Origin of the sequence: Phytohabitans kaempferiae, assembly GCF_042433955.1 — a bacterium.
Classification (GTDB): Bacteria; Actinomycetota; Actinomycetes; order Mycobacteriales; family Micromonosporaceae; genus Phytohabitans; species Phytohabitans kaempferiae.
The window spans coordinates 169,821-186,289 of record NZ_JBHLUH010000005.1; the positions used below are offsets into that span (position 1 = coordinate 169,821).

A 16,469-nucleotide genomic window follows, 5' to 3' on the forward strand; every position below is an offset into this window, starting at 1 on the left:
GAGCTTCCTGTTACGGGCCGTAGGTGTCAATCACCTCTTCGGCCGTGGCGCGAAATGAACGCCCGATGAGCCGTTGGGTCTGTCCCCGGTGCGACCGCGAGTTCGGGCGGAGACGCCAGTCCCATGTGTGCGTTCCCGGTATGACCGTTGACGAGTACTTCGCCCCGTGGCCACCGGCATATCGCGAAATCTACGATGCCCTGGCCTGGCTCCTTCAGAACCAGACCCCAGCGCGGCACCGCCTGGGGCCCACTGGTGGTCGATTTTCTGTCCACTTTGGGCGATGCCCACGCCGATGCCGTCACTGTTGGTGTTTTCCTCGAACGGGAGCGCACGCTCGCCGAGATCCGCCCCCACGGTGCCTCTCACTCGAGCCGGTGCTCCCCCACCGTGCGGGCGGCCCGCGGATGGTCGACGTCGCGGACCTCGACCGGCCGGTGGAGGTCGACGGTCAGGTGCGCGCATGGCTCGCCGAGGCGTACGACGCGGTGGGCTGAGCCGCCGCCAGCCGGCGCCCGTAGAATCGCGGGGTGGCTCCCGCTGTAGATCTTGAGACCGAGGCGCTCCGCGTCCTGCGCCGGGTCTTCGGCTACGACTCCTTCCGGGGCGACCAGCGCGAGATCATCGAGCACGTGACCGGGGGCGGCGACGCGCTCGTGCTGATGCCGACCGGCGGCGGCAAGTCGCTGTGCTACCAGATCCCCGCCCTGGTCCGCGACGGTGTTGGCGTGGTGATCTCCCCGCTCATCGCGCTCATGCAGGACCAGGTCGACGCGCTGCGTGCGCTCGGCGTGCGGGCCGGCTTCCTCAACTCGACGCTCGACTTCGACGGGCGGCGGGCGGTCGAGGCGGCGTTCGTCAGCGGCGACCTCGACCTGCTCTACCTGGCTCCCGAGGCGCTCGGCACGCCCGGCGTCCAGCGGCTGCTCGACCGCGGCCGGATCGCACTCTTCGCCATCGACGAGGCACACTGCGTGTCGCAGTGGGGACACGACTTCCGCCCCGACTACCTGGCGCTGTCGATGCTGCACGAGCGCTGGCCGGACGTGCCGCGCATCGCGCTGACCGCCACCGCGACCACCGCGACCCGCACCGAGATAGCCACGCGGCTCCAGCTCGAGGGCGCCCGCCACTTCGTGGCGAGCTTCGACCGGCCCAACATCCAGTACCGCATCGTCCCGAAGAACGAGCCCCGCCGCCAGTTGCTCCACCTGTTGCGTACGGAGCACGCGGGCGACGCCGGCGTCATCTACTGCCTCTCCCGCGCCTCCGTGGAGAAGACCGCCGAGTTTCTGGTCGACAACGGCATCACCGCGCTGCCCTACCACGCCGGGCTCGACGCCGCGACCCGCGCCGCCAACCAGGCCCGCTTCCTGCGCGAAGACGGGCTGGTCATGGTCGCCACCATCGCGTTCGGCATGGGCATCGACAAGCCCGACGTGCGCTTCGTCGCCCACCTCGACCTGCCCAAGTCCGTGGAGGGGTACTACCAGGAGACCGGCCGCGCGGGTCGCGACGGGCTGCCCTCGACCGCCTGGTTGGCATACGGTCTCCAGGATGTCGTGCAGCAGCGCAAGCTGATCGACGGCTCCGAGGGCGACCTGGCGCACCGGCGCAACCTCTCCGCCCACCTCGACGCGATGCTGGCGCTCTGCGAGACCGTCGAGTGCCGGCGCGTGCAGTTGCTCGCCTACTTCGGCCAGCCCAGCGCCCCCTGCGGCAACTGCGACACCTGCCTCGCGCCGCCCGAGTCGTGGGACGGCACGATCGCCGCGCAGAAGCTGCTCTCCACCGTGCTGCGCCTGCACCGCGAGCGCGGGCAGCGGTTCGGCGCCACGCAGTCGATCGACATCCTGCTAGGGAAGAAGACCGACAAGGTGGTCCAGCACCGACACGACGAGCTCACCGTCTTCGGCATCGGCACCGAGCTGAGCGAGAGCGAGTGGCGGGCGGTCGTGCGGCAGCTCCTGGCACAGGGCCTGCTCGCGGTCGAGGGTGAGTACGGAACGCTCGCGCTCACCGAGGGAAGCAAGGGCGTGCTCAGCAAGCAGCGCGAGGTGAAGCTCCGCCGCGAGCCCGAGCGCGCCGCCACCGCCAAGGCCGCCAGGTCGCGCGGGGGCGCCGCCGCGGCCGTCGAGCTGCCGCCTGGTGCGGCACCGGTCTTCGAGCGGCTGCGGGCCTGGCGCGCCGCCACCGCGAAGGAGCAGGGCGTCCCGGCGTACGTCATCTTCCACGACGCCACCCTCCGCCAGATCGCCGCCGAGTCGCCGAAGACTCTGGCGGCGCTGAGCACGGTGAGCGGTGTCGGCGAGGCGAAGCTGGCGAAGTTCGGTCAGCAGATCCTCGACACGCTAGCGGCTGGCGAGGATTAGCGCGTAGCGCCGCTCGACCGCCACGGCGGCCATCAGCACACAGCCCAGCATGGGCACGGCGAGCGGCAGCAGCTGCCAGGTGATGAGCACGAGCAGCGCCAGCGCCAGCACCATGAGCAGGGAGCCCGACGGATCGCTCGCGATAGCGCGGACGGCGGCGTGTCGTACCAGATCACGCCATGGCTGGCCGGGCGACCAGGTGGCCGCCGCGCGGAGAAGGACCACCGACAGGGCGGTCGCGGCGATGCCGCAGAACGCGGCGACGAAGGCGCCGCCGGGCACGGCCGTGCGGAGCAGGAGAGCGTCCACGACGAGCACCGCGAACCCGCCGGCCGAGGCGAGCGAGAGCGGGAGGCTGCCGGGATACGCGGCGCGGAAGCGCTCGAAGTAGGCGCGCACCGCCGTGGTCTCACCGTCCACATGGGCCCGGATGTGCGCGCAGCCGGCCGCCAGCGCGGGAAGCAGCGTGACAACCGGCAGCGCGAGCACGGCGGTGAGCAGGCCGGCCAGCAGGCACTCTCCGAAGAGGACGAAGCGCCTCATCCCTTCAACCCCGATGTGGACACTCCCTCGACGAGGAAGCGCTGGAAGAACAGGAAGAACAGGATCACGGGTACGAGCGCCAGCATCGACATCGCCATCAGCGCGCCGAAGTCGGAGCCGGCCGCCTCGTCGACGAAGAGCTGGAGCGCGAGGGGCAGCGGATACTTGTCCGGCGTACTGAGGTAGATGAGCGGGCCGAAGAAGTCGTTCCAGCTCCAGATGAACGTGAAGATGGCGGTCGTGATGAGCGCCGGGCGGGCCAGCGGCAGGATGATGTGCCAGAAGGTGCCCCAGTGCCCCGCGCCGTCGATCTTCGCCGACTCGTCCAGCTCGTGCGGGATGGTCCGCATGAACTGCACCATCAGGAAGACGAAGAACGCCTCGACGGCCAGAAACTTGCCGATCAGCAGCGGCACGTAGGTGTCGATGAGGTCCAGCCTCTGGAAGACCGCGTACTGCGGGATGATCAACACGTGGAACGGGAGCAGCAGCGTCGAGATCATCAGCGCGAACATGGCCCCCCGCCCCCGAAAGCGCAGCCGTGCGAAGGCGTATCCGGCCAGCGCCGACGAGGCGACAGTGCCCACAACGGACAGTACGGCGAGGAGGGTCGAGTTCCAGAAGAAGCGGCCGATGCTGATGCCCGCCATGCCCTCGACGGCCCGCTCGTAGTTGGCCGTCGTCGCCTCGGTGGGAAACAGGTTGAGGCTGCCGATGATATCCGCGGAGGGCTTGAAGGTCGCGGCCACGACCCACACGATGGGGTACAGCACCACCGCCAGCACCGCGATGACGCCGGCGTGCCACGCCACAGTGGACAGTTTCATCGTTTGTCCCCTGAGTAGTAGACCCATCCGCGTGCGGTGCGGAAGAGGAACAGCGTGATGAGGCCGACGCCCAGCAGCAGCATCCACGCCATCGCCGAGGCGTAGCCCATCCGGAAGTCGGAGAAGCCGCGGTCGTAGAGGTAGATGGTGTAGAAGAGCGTGGTGCCGGCGGGCGAGCCGTTGGGACCGCCCACGATGTACGCCGACGTGAAGACCTGGAACGCGTTGATGGTCTCCAGCAGCAGGTTGAAGAAGACCACCGGAGAGATCATCGGCAGCGTGATGGAGCGGAAGCGCCGCCACCGCCCCGCACCGTCCACATGCGCCGCCTCGTGCAGCTCGACCGGCACCTGCTTGAGCCCGGCCAGGAAAATCACCATCGGCGCGCCGAGCTGCCACGCGCCCAGCAGCACCAGCATCAGCAGCGAGAAGTCGGGGTTGCCGGCCCATCCGCCGGTGTTGATGCCGACCGCCCGCAGTACCCGGTCGACCACCGCGTCGTCGGTGAAGAGCGCCTTCCACACTATGGCCAGGCTCACGCTCGCCCCGATGAGCGACGGGCCGTAGAAGGCCGCCCGGTAGAAGCCCTGGCCCTTGCGCTTGTTGTTGAGCAGTACGGCGACGGCGAGCGCGGCGGCCAGCTTCACCGGCACCGCCACGGCCACGTAGATGGCCGTCACCTGCACCGACTTGAGCCACCGCGCGTCGTCGAACATGCGGCGGTAGTTGTCGAGGCCGACCCACTCCGGCGCGGTGAAGAGGCTGTAGTCGGTGAAGGAGAGGTAGAGCGAGGTGACCATCGGGCCGATCGTCAGCAGCACGATGCCGAGGATCCACGGGGACAGGAAGAGGTATCCCGCCAAGCCGTCACCCGGCCGGCGGGCCCGTGTGCGCGGACCCGCCGGCCGTTTCCCGCCGGGGCGGGCGCGGCTGGCCTCCCTCCAGCCGGCCCCCTTCCGGTCGGTCTCCTCGCGCCCGGCCTCGGCCGGACGGTTCTCGCGGTTGGATGCGAGGGAGGACATCAGGATTCGAGCGTCTCAGCGGCCTCGGTGAAGAACTGGTCCACCGCTTGGTCGACGCTGATCCGGCCGTACTGGAACTCCTCGGAGATCCGGATGAACGCCTGCTCGATCGTGCCGGCGCCCTTCGGCGGCGCGGGCGGCGCCTTCTCCAGCTGGCCCTTGATGCTCTCCTCGTACGCCGCCACCGTCGCGAGTGGACCGTCCAACTGCACGGCCGCCCGCTGCGCGTTGGTGGCCGGCAGCCCTCGGTTGGCGCCGAAGATCTTGCCCACCTCGGGATCGTTGATCATGAAGTCGATCAGCTTCGCCGACTGCTCGGGGTACTTCGACTTCTGCGAGACGCTCAGCAGCATCGCCGGCTTGAGGTACTGGCCCAGCTGCGCCGGGTTGTCGCTCGGCACCGGGCCCAGCTTGAGCTCGGTCTTGGTGGCCGCCGCGTACCGGGCCATGAAGTTGTCCCAGCCCAGGTCGCCCGCGATCAGGTCGAGTTCGAGCGCGAACTTCGGCTTGATCTGCACGCCCTTGTCGACCGGGAGCACGATGTTGGCGTCGGCGAGCTGCTTGCCCTCGGTGAAGAACTCGGCCAGCCGCGGCTTGTCGAAGCCGAGCTTGCCATCCTCGGTGTAGAGCAGCTTGCCCTCCTGGCGCAGTTGCACCTCGAGGTTGTAGTACGTGCCGATGTAGTTGCCACCGCCGTACATCTTGCCGCCGGTGCTCTTGGTGATCTTCTCCATCGCCGCCCGGTAGTCGTTCCACGTCCAGCCGAGCTTCGGCTCCGGCACGCCGGCCTTGGCGTACGCCGCGGGGCTGTAGACGTAGCCCCAGGTGTTGCCGCCGACCGGCACGCCGTACAGCCCGTCGTCGACCTCGCCCGCGCCCTTGAGCCCTTCGAGCAGGTCGTTGAGGTTGAGGTTGTCGCCCTGCTTCTTGAGGTCGTAGAGCACGCCGCGGTCCGCGTACTCCCGCAGGTAGGCGAAGTCCATCTGGAGCACGTCTGGCGCGTTGCCGCCCGCAGTGTCCGTGGCCATCTTCTGCCAGTACGCCTCGAACTCCTGGAAGCTCGGCGTGATCTTGATGTCCGGGTTTTTCGTCTGGAAGAGGTCGATCGCCTTCTGCATCAACGCGGCGCGGTCGGCGTTACCCCACCACGAGTAACGCAGCGTGACCGGCCCCGACTCCGCCTCGTCGCCCCCGCCACAGGCAGCGCCGGCAACCAAGAGCGACGCAGCCGCGAAAACAATGGTGAACCGTTTCATAACGCCCATGTGAGACCTCCGAGGGCCGAGTGAGGTGCGGCACAGGTAAGCGCTTGCCCGGCCCAGGCTATGGTCCCGTTACATCGACGTCAATGGGGGTCCTAAAACGTTACAACCGCGTGATTTTGGGCTGGACTCCAAACTAAGGCGCCATGCTCCGGGACGGCCGCTTGCGGGGTCCGCACGGTGGGTCTGGCTCCCCGACGGCGTATCCGCGTGCTTGAGCGGGACGCTCGCGGTCATTGCGGATCCGGGTCGTGCGTGGCGAAAAATTCACCCTCTGGAGCCTGTTGCAAAATCGTCAGATTCGCGCGAACTGAGGGTCGCGCTAACCCTCGCTGGCCGCCGTTCGACGGCCAGCGACCGATACAACCGTGTTCTTCTCGACACTCACTGTGATCGAGCAATTTTGCAACAGGCTCTCTGGGGTCAATTGGTCGCCACGGACGGACCGCCTCCCCGACCGGGTCGTTCCGCGCAGGCGGCTTTGTCGGGGACATAGCCGCTTGCGGCCGCTTTGAAGGGGCGATGTCCCCGACAATCGCCCCCACATCTGCCGGTGGATCGTGTGCCGGGCGCGGCCCGCTGGGCGCGTTGGCGCGCCCAGCTCGACAGCTCTCTTGGACACGGACCCGACCTGCCGCCCGGCGCGGCCCGAACTGCTCGCGAACAACACTGTCCGCGAGCGAGGACCAAGATCCCACAGAAATGGTCAGCTCGGGACCGGGGCCTGCGCTGGGCCGGGTCGGGATCGTGGGGACGCGGAGGGTGAGGCTGCGGGAGCGACGGCCAGGAGCACGACGGACAGAGCGGCAGCTCCCCTCTGCCCCACCAAAAGCGGCTCGCACTCACTCCGGCGCCGCACGGGAGGTCGAGGCTGGGGCTCGGGCCGCTTGGGCGACGAGAACGCGAAGTCGGCGAAGCCGCACCAAGAGCGCCGCGCGCACCGGGGACCGGGCTAGGGCGTCCCCGCGGCGGTAACCGCGAGGACAACCCGCTTGCCTTCGGCACAGGGCCGCTGCTCCTTTGTGGGGGCGCCAGACGGAAGTTTGCAGGCCAGAGGACGTCCAGGCCACTAGGTACGGGCTTCGCAAACGCGACATGTCACTAAGAGGCCAACGGCCCGCCCGGCAGGCGCAGTGATGAACGTCGCTGCCCTCGCGGCTGATCCGATGCGGTTGGCGGGCGGCCGTGGGCGTCTGACCCAGACCCGTCCCGCCAGCCAGCGCGCGTTGCCGGCCTCTGGCGAGCGGCCCGGAAAATGTGCTGGCCAGGCGGGATAAACTTGTCGGGACATGGATCGGGAATCGCGGCTGGCCGCTCGCCGGGAGAGCGTGCCGGAGATCAACTATCCCGAGGCGCTCCCGGTCAGCCAGAAGAAAGACGAGATCCTCGCTGCCATCCGCGACCACCAGGTCGTGATCGTCGCGGGTGAGACCGGCTCCGGCAAGACCACCCAGCTGCCCAAGATCTGCCTTGAGCTGGGGCGCGGCGTCGAGGGCTTGATCGGCCATACCCAGCCCCGGCGGATCGCCGCGCGCACGGTGGCCGACCGGATCGCCGAGGAGTTGGGCACGCCGCTCGGCACCACGGTCGGCTACAAGGTGCGCTTCTCCGACAAGGTGAGCGACGGCACGCTGGTCAAGCTGATGACCGACGGCATCCTGCTCGCGGAGATCCAGCACGACCGGATGCTGCGGCGGTACGACACGCTGATCATCGACGAGGCGCACGAGCGCAGCCTCAACATCGACTTCATCCTCGGATACCTGAAGCGGCTCCTGCCCCGCCGCCCCGATCTCAAGGTGATCATCACCTCGGCGACGATCGATCCGGAGCGATTCTCGAAGCACTTCGGTGGCGCCCCCATCGTCGAGGTGTCCGGCCGCACGTACCCCGTCGAGGTTCGCTATCGCGCGCCGGATGACGAGCAGGACCCGACACAGGCGATCCTCGACGCGGTCGACGAGCTGTGCGCCGAGGGGCCGGGCGACATCCTGGTCTTCCTCTCCGGCGAGCGGGAGATCCGGGACACCGCCGACGCGCTGCGCAAGCACGACCTGCGCCACACCGAGATCCTGCCGCTCTTCGCCCGGCTCTCCACGGCCGAGCAGCACCGCGTCTTCCAACCGCACACCGGCCGCCGCGTCGTGCTCGCCACCAACGTCGCCGAGACCTCGCTCACCGTGCCCGGCATCAAGTACGTGGTCGACCCCGGCACCGCCCGCATCTCGCGATACAGCCACCGGCTCAAGGTGCAGCGCCTCCCCATCGAGCCCGTCTCCCAAGCCTCGGCCAACCAGCGCAAGGGCCGATCCGGTCGCACGTCCGACGGCATCTGCATCCGCCTTTACTCCGAAGACGACTTCCTGGCCCGCCCCGAGTTCACCGATCCGGAGATCCTGCGCACCAACCTCGCCTCGGTCATCCTCCAGATGCGCGCGCTGGGGCTTGGCGACATGGCCGCCTTCCCCTTCGTCGAGCCGCCCGATCGCCGCAACATCAAGGACGGCGTCGACCTGCTGCACGAGCTAGGCGCGCTCGACGGCGAGCGGCTGACCAAGCTGGGTCGCCGCCTCGCCCAGCTCCCCGTCGACCCGCGCCTCGGCCGCATGGTGCTGGAGGCGGAGCGAAACGGCTGCGTACACGAGGTGCTCGTCATCACGGCAGCGCTGTCCATACAGGACCCACGCGAGCGGCCCACCGACCACCAGCAGGCGGCCGACGAAAAGCACGCCCGCTTCGCGGACAAGGAGTCGGACTTCCTCGCGTACCTCAACCTGTGGCGCTACCTGGAGGAGCAGCAGAAGGCGCTCTCGTCGAGCCAGTTTCGGCGGATGTGCCGCAACGAGTTTCTCAACTACCTGCGCGTACGCGAGTGGCAGGACCTGTACGGCCAGCTACGCCAGGCGGTCAAGCCGCCCAAGGCGCCCCCGGCCGACGGGCTGCGGATCCACCAGTCACTCCTCAGTGGACTGCTGTCGCACGTGGGCTTGAAGAACGTCCAGAAGCACGAGTACCTCGGCGCGCGCGGCGCCAAGTTCGCCATCTTCCCCGGCTCGTCCCTCTTCAAGAAGCAGCCGCAGTGGGTGATGGCGGCCGAGCTGGTGGAGACGTCTCGGCTGTGGGCGCGCATCGTGGCCAAAGTGGAGCCCGACTGGGTCGAGCGGCTCGCCGGTCACCTGGTCAAGCGAAACTACAGCGAGCCGCACTGGGAGAAGAAGCAGGGCGCGGTGATGGCGATCGAGCGGGTCACGCTGTACGGCGTGCCGCTGGTCACCGGCCGCAAGGTCAACTTCGGCCGGATCGACCCGCCCCTCGCCCGTGAGCTTTTCATCCGGCACGCGCTGGTGGAAGGTGACTGGGAGACCCACCACGCCTTCTTCCGGGACAACCGGGAGCTGCTGGCCGAGGTGGAGGAGCTGGAGCACCGGGCCCGCCGCCGCGACATCCTTGTCGACGACGAGACCCTCTTCGCCTTCTACGACCAGCGCCTCCCCGCCGACGTCGTATCCGCCCGCCACTTCGACAGCTGGTGGAAGAAGACCCGCCAGGAGCAGCCCGACCTGCTCACGTTCGAGAAGGCGATGCTCATCAACGAGCGGGCCGGGCGCGTCGAGGCGACCGACTATCCCGACGAGTGGCGGCAGGGCGACCTGGGGCTCCGCCTCACGTACCAGTTCGAGCCCGGCACCGGGGCCGACGGCGTGACCGTCCACATTCCACTCCCGCTGCTCTCCCGGCTGCGCCCCGACGGCTTCGACCGCCAGGTGCCCGGGCTGCGCGAAGACCTCGTGGTGGCGCTGATCCGGTCGCTCCCCAAGGCGGTGCGCCGCAACTTCGTACCGGTGCCCGACTACGCCCGCGCGGCGCTCGACCGGATGGCGCCGGACGGCCCGCTGCTCGACGCGCTCGAACGGGAGCTGCGCCGGATGACCGGCGTGCCGGTGCCGCGCGACGCGTGGGATCTGAGCAAGGTCCCCGACCACCTGCGCGTCACGTTTCGCGTGGAGGACGAGGGCGGCGCCGCGCTCGCCGAGGGCAAGGATCTCGGCGCGCTCCAGACCCAGCTCCGGGCCACGGTCCGCGAGACGGTCACCGCCGCGGCGCCCGGGCTGACCCGCCAGGGCATCCGCGCCTGGGACCTCGGCACGCTCCCCCGCGCCGTCCAGCAGGAGCGCGCCGGGTACGCCGTCACCGCGTACCCGGCGCTCGTCGACGAGGGCGAGTCGGTCGGCGTCGGCATCTTCGAGACGGAGGCCGAGCAGCGGTACGCGATGTGGCAGGGCACGCGCCGCCTGCTGCTGATCGGCCTGCCCTCGCCCGCGAAGGTCATGCAGGGCCGGCTCTCCAACGAGGACAAGCTGGCGCTCAGCCGCAACCCCCACCGCGGCGTGGCCGACCTCCTGGAAGACGCGGCCGGCGCGGCGGTCGACCAGTTGATGGCCGGGGCGGGCGGACCGGCGTGGGACGAAGACGGCTTCGCCAAGCTGCGCGACGCGGTCCGCGGCGGCTACGTGGACGGGCTCCTCGTGGTGGTCGGCCAAGTACGGCGGGTCCTCGCCTCCTGGTACGCGGTGGAGCAGCGTCTGAAGGCGCTGTCTTACTCCCCTAACCGCGGGGGGCCCGGGATGCGCCTCGACCTCATGCCCTCACTCGCGGACGCCCGGGCCCAGCTCTCCGCGCTCGTCTACCGGGGCTTCGTGACCGCGACCGGCCAACGGCGCCTGTCCGACCTGGTCCGCTACCTCACCGCGCTGGAGCGCCGGCTGGAGCGGCTGCCGCAGAACGCCCAGCGCGACCTCCAGCAGACCCGCGTGGTCGAGGAGATCCAGCGGGAGTACGCGCAACTGCGCCAGGAGGTACCGCCGAGCGATGCGTTGCACGAGATCCGCTGGATGATCGAGGAACTGCGGATCAACCTCTTCGCGCAGGCACTGGGCACCGCGTATCCCATCTCCGAACAGCGCATTTACCGCGCAATGGACAATTTGTAGAAGAGGCAACGGTGCAATCTGCCACCTGGCAGATTGCGCTATTGCCATCGGCCCCCTGGCGCCCGATAGTGGGAGGAAGTGAAGGAGGCCGCGATGAGCATCGACCACCTCAGCCGTCCGAGCCGGTCGCCCGGCACCACCTTCTACAACCGGCACGGTGTGGCCATCACCGATCGATGGCTGATCGTGCGGGGCACGCGGTTCGCGATCGCCGATCTTCACCGGCTGACCCGGGCCCGGGGGCCACGGTCGTCCCCCACCCGCACCACCGCCACCGCCGGAGTGGTCGCGCTCGCGGTCGTCGCGCCCGTGGCTGTCGCCTTCGGCACGCCGGCCGCCTGGGCCATCGCCGCTCTCACCGTGGCGGCCGCGCTGGCGGGCATCCGCTTCGCCGGCCGCCGCTGGGCGGCCACCTTCCAGATGTGGGCCGACTACGAGAGTCGGCCCACATTGCTTTTCGAGACCGGTGACGAGCAGGAGTTCGGCCAGGTCTGCCGGGCGCTGATCCGGGCCGTCGAGCAGGGCCGCCTGAGCAATCTCTCGTGAGTAGGCGTCCCGGGCCACCTGCCACGGGCCGGGACGCGAAAGCCGGCCGGGGCCGCAAACCCCGGCCGGCTCTCCTTTTCCTCAGCCGACCGCGCAGGCGGTGGTGTTCAGGGAGAACGCCGTGGGCCGGTTGTTGGCCCCGCTCCAGGTGGCGTTGAACCCCACTCCGTCGATGGTCTGAGCGGGATTCAGCGTGCCGTTCCAGGCGGCATTCGCGACCGGTACCCGGGCCCCGTCCTGAGCGACGACTCCGTTCCAGAGCTGGGTGATCTGCTGGCCGTTGGGGAAGACGAAGCGCAGCGTCCACCTGTCCGGGATCGGCGTGGAGCCGGTGTTGGTGATGGACATGTTGACCTGGAACCCGGTGTTCCACTGGCTCTCCACGCGGTACGCGACCCGGCAACTGGTCGGTGGCACGTCCCCCTCGGCGAAGAAGACGTCGCGGGGCAGGTCGGCGCGGGGTACGTCGCTGTTGAGCGCGATCAGGTCACCAAGGTTGCGGCGGAAGTCGATGCCGTACGTGTTCTGGATGTACTGCAACGCCGGGTCGTTGGCGTAGAAGAAGCGGTCGCCGTCGCGCAGCCGCTGGAACTCCCGCGTCCACATCGCCCGCTGCAACTCGCCGAACTCGGTACCGGGCACGTGCGGCTCGGCGACCGCGCCGGTGAACGCGTCGACGTTGTCGACGTTGCCGTACACCGCCTGGAGCCGGGCGGCCAGCGGGCTGGCCCGGTTGAACCGCACCGGCGTACCCTCCACCGCGTCCTCGTCCGCCTGGTCGACCTCGGCGTCGAACACGTCGAACAACCGCGGGAAGTTCAGGCTCGCCGGGTTGTTCACCCCGGTACCGGGCGGGAACGCCGCGCTCGACTCGCCGGTGATCTGCGTGAACGAGGTGCGGGCGGGCAGCCCGTACGCCTGGCGCATCTGGTTGTAGCTCGGCATGCCGTGGTCACGACCCCGCTCGACGTCGATCGCGCCCAGGTCGACTACGCCGTCGAAGCACTCCGGCAGCCCCTCCCCGTCCAGGCACTCAGGGTTGCCGGAGACCGGGATCTGGAAGAGCACACTGCGCAGCTGGTTGTCGATCAGCTCCTCGTTCTTGTACTGCGGCTCGCCACCGACCGCCTCCAGCAGCGGCCCGAGCCCGATCGACGGCACCAGGTTGGGGTTGAAGAAGCCACGGTTGAGCGGGATGACCAGCTCGACCTCGTCGCCTTCCACCACGACCTCGATGCCCTGCGCCTCGAACGCGGCCAACTGCGCCGGCGTGTACCGCGACGCGTCCGCGACGATCTCCATCTCGCCGTGGATCTGGCTGTGCACGCGGTATCCCACCGTGGCGAACTCGTTGGAGAGCGCGGTGTTGATGTTCGGCCGGTACCCGGTGTACGCGGGCAGGTTGATCCCCATCGCCGGCAACCACTCGTTGTACGTGATGTACTGCTGCTCGGCGATCACGATCCGCCGCGCGATCTGAAACTTGTCCTCTTCGGACAGCGACGCCGGCAGCAGCCCGACGACGCGGTTGTGCTCCCGCGCGAACAACGTGTGCGTCGCGGTCAGGAACAGGTTCTCGTTGGCCCGCACGTCGCCGGCGACCATGGCGCTGGCCGGGTTCGCCCGCAGAATCCCGTCGATCTCCATCGGTGGTGCCGTGGCCGCGTTCCCCCGCGCGTTCGCCCTCGGCAGGTAGTTGCCCTGCAACAGCAGGCGGGCGTTGTTGTTGGCCGGATTACCGTCCACCACGCCCTCCCGCAGCCAGTCCAGCCGCGCGTTGGTGCCGCCGTAGAACGCGAACCCGTTGATGTAGGACGGATTCGTGTTCACCTGCTGCCGGACGTTGGTCACACCGGTGCCGGGCGCCGGATCGGAGCGCGCGAACGGGATGTTTCCCAGCGTGTTCTCGAACTCCTCGAGCGGGTCGTTGGCGTTGAAGGGGATGTTCGCCGTCTCGCCGGCGGGGTCGCCCGGCGCGCGCCCCAACCGCAGGCCGAACGTGTGGTCGAGCAACTGGCCCCAGGTCCATCCCCACGCCGTCACCTGGCGCTCGGAGAAAACATTCTGGGCGGCGTCGTTGAATATGCGGTTGCTGACATAACGGGAGTTCGGACCAGTTACCGGGCGGCTGCGCCCATCGGCATAGCGGGCCGCGGCGACACGCGAGTACGGCCGGTTGGCCTGCCCCCAGGTCGGATTGGCCACATTGTTGCCACCGCCGTCGAGGCTCTGCACCGCGAAAGGCACCGCCATTGTGGACACGTCCGCCGCGACGGACGAGGTCAGGGCGGAGCCCGCCACCGTGGTCAGCACGACGAGCCCAACCAGAATGGGCGCGCGAAGGCGCCGTCTTTTCCGCATCGTTCCTCCCCTACAGCGGGTCTATGAACAACAGAAATGCGCGATTCTGGGCGCCCGAATGAAACCGCATGCCTGGTTGGGAAGACTGTTCCTCACCAATTTCAAAGTCAATAGATTCAAATAAACGCGAAACCCTTGGGGGTACCGGCTGCGAAATACCGGCGACGGCCGGAGAAGGCGCACCGGCGGCCACGCCGGTAGGGTTGGGCGGCGTGACTGCCACGACGCTCCGCGGCCTGCTCGGCGCGGCGATCCCCGCACCGACGGCCGCGCACTTCCGCCCCGACGAGCTGGCGCTGCTGGCCGCCCTGCAAGAGGTGCTCGACCGCGACGTCGCGCCCGCGGCGGCGCGGGCCGACGCGGCCGGCCGCTACCCCACCGCGTCGGTCGCGGCACTCAAACGCAGCGGCATCCTCCAGAGTGGACTGCCTGCGGCGTGGGGCGGGCTGGGCGGTTCGCACCGGCTCTCGCTGGAGGCGCAGGTGCGCATCGCGGCCGCCGACTCGTCCGTCGCCCAGATATTCAAGGTGCACGACGAGCTGACCCGGGAAATCTTCGTGTACTGCCCGGACGAGCTTCGCCCGCTGCTCTCCGCGCGGATCCGCGAGGGCGCGATCCTCGGGCTGGCCGTCGCCGAGTCCGGCCGCAAGGTGGACGACCCGTGGCGCACCGTCGCCACGCCCCACGCAGATGGCGGGTTCACTGTGGACGGCGAGAAGATCTACACCACCGGCGCCGCCGAGGCGGACCTCATCGCGGTGTGGGCGTTCAACCCGGCGGCCGAGGGGGCGCTCGACAACCCGATCCTCGGCCTCCAGCTCAACCTCGTGCCCCGGGACACCGACGGGGTCATTGTGCACCGCGACTGGGACATGCTCGGACAGCGGGCCACCGACTCCGGCACGGTGACGTTCCGGCAGGTGCGCACCGACCCGGCGCTGCGCGCGAGCCTGCCCGGCCGCGCCCCGCTCCCGCAAAACTCACTGCGCTACCAGGCCGGCTTCGCCGCCGTACTCGTCGGGATCGGGATCGGAGCGCTGAGCGCGGCGGCGCCGTTCGTCGCGACGCGGTCCCGCCCGTGGCCGCCGGCCGGTGTGGACAGTGCCGCCGGCGACCCGGTCGTGAAGCGGCTGGCCGGCGAGCTGGCGGCCGGGCTCGCGGCGGCGTACGCGCTGACGATGGCGACCGGTGACCTGCTGGACGCGTTCGAGCGGGGCGAGCTGAGCCGCACCGAGCTGGCCGTACCGGTCTTCGCCGCGAAGTCGGCCGCCACGAAGGCCGCACTGGCCGCAACGAGTGAGGCGTTCGCCCTGATGGGGACCAGTGCGACGCGCACCGGCACCGGCTTCGACCGGTACTGGCGGGACGCCCGCACGCTCGCGCTGCACGACCCGGTGGACTGGAAGCACATCGAGATCGGCGCCAACGTCCTGACCGGCTGGGATCCGCCGCCCGGGATCTATACCTGACGGGATTTGATCCGTTAATCTCCCCGCCCCGTATTGGTCCTGTGGGGACCAGGCGAGGGTGCGATGACTGCGGATCGCGAGGGTATCGACCGGCTGCGGGTCGGTGGCTGGCTGCCACCACCACGCGGCTCGCTTCAACGTGGACCGGTGCGGGCCGCGCTCCCGTCCGGCGTGCCGGAGGCCGCGCGCGCACCGGCGCACGCCGCACCGGATGACGAGGAGCGGCGGGAGCCGCCGCCGACGCCGTACGAGGCGCCGCACGTCGACTTCGACGAGCCGGTGCCGGCGGACGAGCCCTGGGGCCAGGCCACCACCGGCCGGACCAGCCGGACCGTAAACACTGGTACGGCGGTCGTGGCGGTCGCCGGCCGGTACGTCTACCGGGGACGGCGCCGCCTCGGCGAGATCATCGCGCCCGGTCCACGGCGGCAGCGGGCCCGGCTCGTGCTGGCCGGCGTCGCGCTTCTGTCGCTCGCGATCGTGGCGGTGGCGACGCTCTCCCCGGACCCGGACGAGCCGGGGCCGGGGCAAGGGCTGGCCGTGCCCACCGTGCCGCCGCAGGCCCCGCCCACCGTGCCGCCGCAGGCCCTGCCGCCCGCTAGGGATCAGGGGCTCGGCTCGGCCAGCCCGGAAGCCCCGCCGTCGCCGGCCAGGCCGTCGACTCCTCGCGGGGACGGGCCGCTGACGCTGACGTACGAGGCGGAGAAGGCCGCGCTCCTCGGGCGGGCCGGCGTGCTGTCGCTCCGGGCGGCCTCCGGCGGGCGGATCGTGCACAACATCGGCACCGAGCCGGGGCACCCCGCGGGGCTGGTCTCCTTCACCGAGGTGGACGTGCCGGCGACGACCCGGTACGCGCTGACCGTCGACTACGTGAGCGGCGAGCCCCGCACCGCGATCCTCTCCATCAACACGCAGACGCACCTGCGGCTGTCGTTTCCGCCGAGTGGCGGCTTCGACCGGGTCGCTTCGCGGACGTTCACGATCGAGCTGGTCGGCGGGCGGAACAACCTGACCTTCAGCAACCCCGACGGCTTCGCGCCCCGACTCGACCGGATCAGCCTGCTCGGCTGAGGCCG

10 protein-coding genes are annotated in these 16,469 nt (G+C 69.7%); 5 read left to right on the forward strand and 5 right to left on the reverse strand.

From position 1 onward, the window contains the following. Positions 1-530: 530 nt before the first annotated feature. On the forward strand, positions 531-2,372 hold the full coding sequence (recQ, locus tag ACFFIA_RS05205; protein ID WP_377246189.1) for a DNA helicase RecQ: 1,842 nt from the start codon (positions 531-533) through the stop codon (positions 2,370-2,372). On the opposite strand, the gene ACFFIA_RS05210 is transcribed toward recQ, so the two are convergent. The 4 genes from ACFFIA_RS05210 to ACFFIA_RS05225 are packed head-to-tail and all read right to left on the reverse strand — an operon-like array spanning position 2,352 to position 6,020. Continuing rightward, on the reverse strand, positions 2,352-2,915 hold the full coding sequence (locus ACFFIA_RS05210; RefSeq protein WP_377246193.1) for a YesL family protein: 564 nt from the start codon (positions 2,913-2,915) through the stop codon (positions 2,352-2,354). The two genes, recQ and ACFFIA_RS05210, sit on opposite strands and share 21 nt — an antisense overlap. Then, positions 2,912-3,742 (reverse strand): carbohydrate ABC transporter permease, encoded by an 831-nt coding sequence (locus ACFFIA_RS05215; protein WP_377246196.1) that lies wholly within the window; start codon positions 3,740-3,742, stop codon positions 2,912-2,914. Before ACFFIA_RS05215 ends, ACFFIA_RS05210 begins: the two co-directional genes overlap by 4 nt. Then, positions 3,739-4,764: a carbohydrate ABC transporter permease gene (locus ACFFIA_RS05220; RefSeq protein WP_377246199.1), complete on the reverse strand. Its 1,026-nt coding sequence runs from the start codon at positions 4,762-4,764 to the stop codon at positions 3,739-3,741. The genes ACFFIA_RS05215 and ACFFIA_RS05220 overlap by 4 nt, the downstream gene beginning before the upstream one ends. Next, positions 4,764-6,020 (reverse strand): ABC transporter substrate-binding protein, encoded by a 1,257-nt coding sequence (locus ACFFIA_RS05225; RefSeq protein WP_377246202.1) that lies wholly within the window; start codon positions 6,018-6,020, stop codon positions 4,764-4,766. The genes ACFFIA_RS05220 and ACFFIA_RS05225 overlap by 1 nt, the downstream gene beginning before the upstream one ends. 1,295 nt (positions 6,021-7,315) lie before the next feature. Here ACFFIA_RS05225 and hrpA point away from each other — a divergent pair. Further along, a complete protein-coding gene (hrpA, locus tag ACFFIA_RS05230; protein ID WP_377246205.1) occupies positions 7,316-11,017 on the forward strand; it encodes an ATP-dependent RNA helicase HrpA in 3,702 nt (1,233 codons plus the stop codon). A gap of 93 nt (positions 11,018-11,110) precedes the next feature. After that, a complete protein-coding gene (locus ACFFIA_RS05235) occupies positions 11,111-11,563 on the forward strand; it encodes a DUF6232 family protein (RefSeq protein ID WP_377246208.1) in 453 nt (150 codons plus the stop codon). Between the two features lie 81 nt (positions 11,564-11,644). Here the strand turns inward: ACFFIA_RS05235 and ACFFIA_RS05240 are convergent, their stop codons facing one another. After that, entirely contained in the window at positions 11,645-13,924 is a 2,280-nt protein-coding gene (locus ACFFIA_RS05240) for a peroxidase family protein (protein WP_377246211.1), read from the reverse strand. 212 nt (positions 13,925-14,136) lie between these two features. Between ACFFIA_RS05240 and ACFFIA_RS05245 the strand changes: the two genes are divergently transcribed. After that, positions 14,137-15,393, forward strand: coding sequence for an acyl-CoA dehydrogenase family protein (locus ACFFIA_RS05245; RefSeq protein WP_377246214.1), 1,257 nt, complete (start codon positions 14,137-14,139; stop codon positions 15,391-15,393). Positions 15,394-15,456: 63 nt separating this feature from the next. Beyond that, a complete protein-coding gene (locus tag ACFFIA_RS05250) occupies positions 15,457-16,464 on the forward strand; it encodes a carbohydrate-binding protein (RefSeq protein ID WP_377246217.1) in 1,008 nt (335 codons plus the stop codon). Positions 16,465-16,469 lie beyond the last annotated feature (5 nt).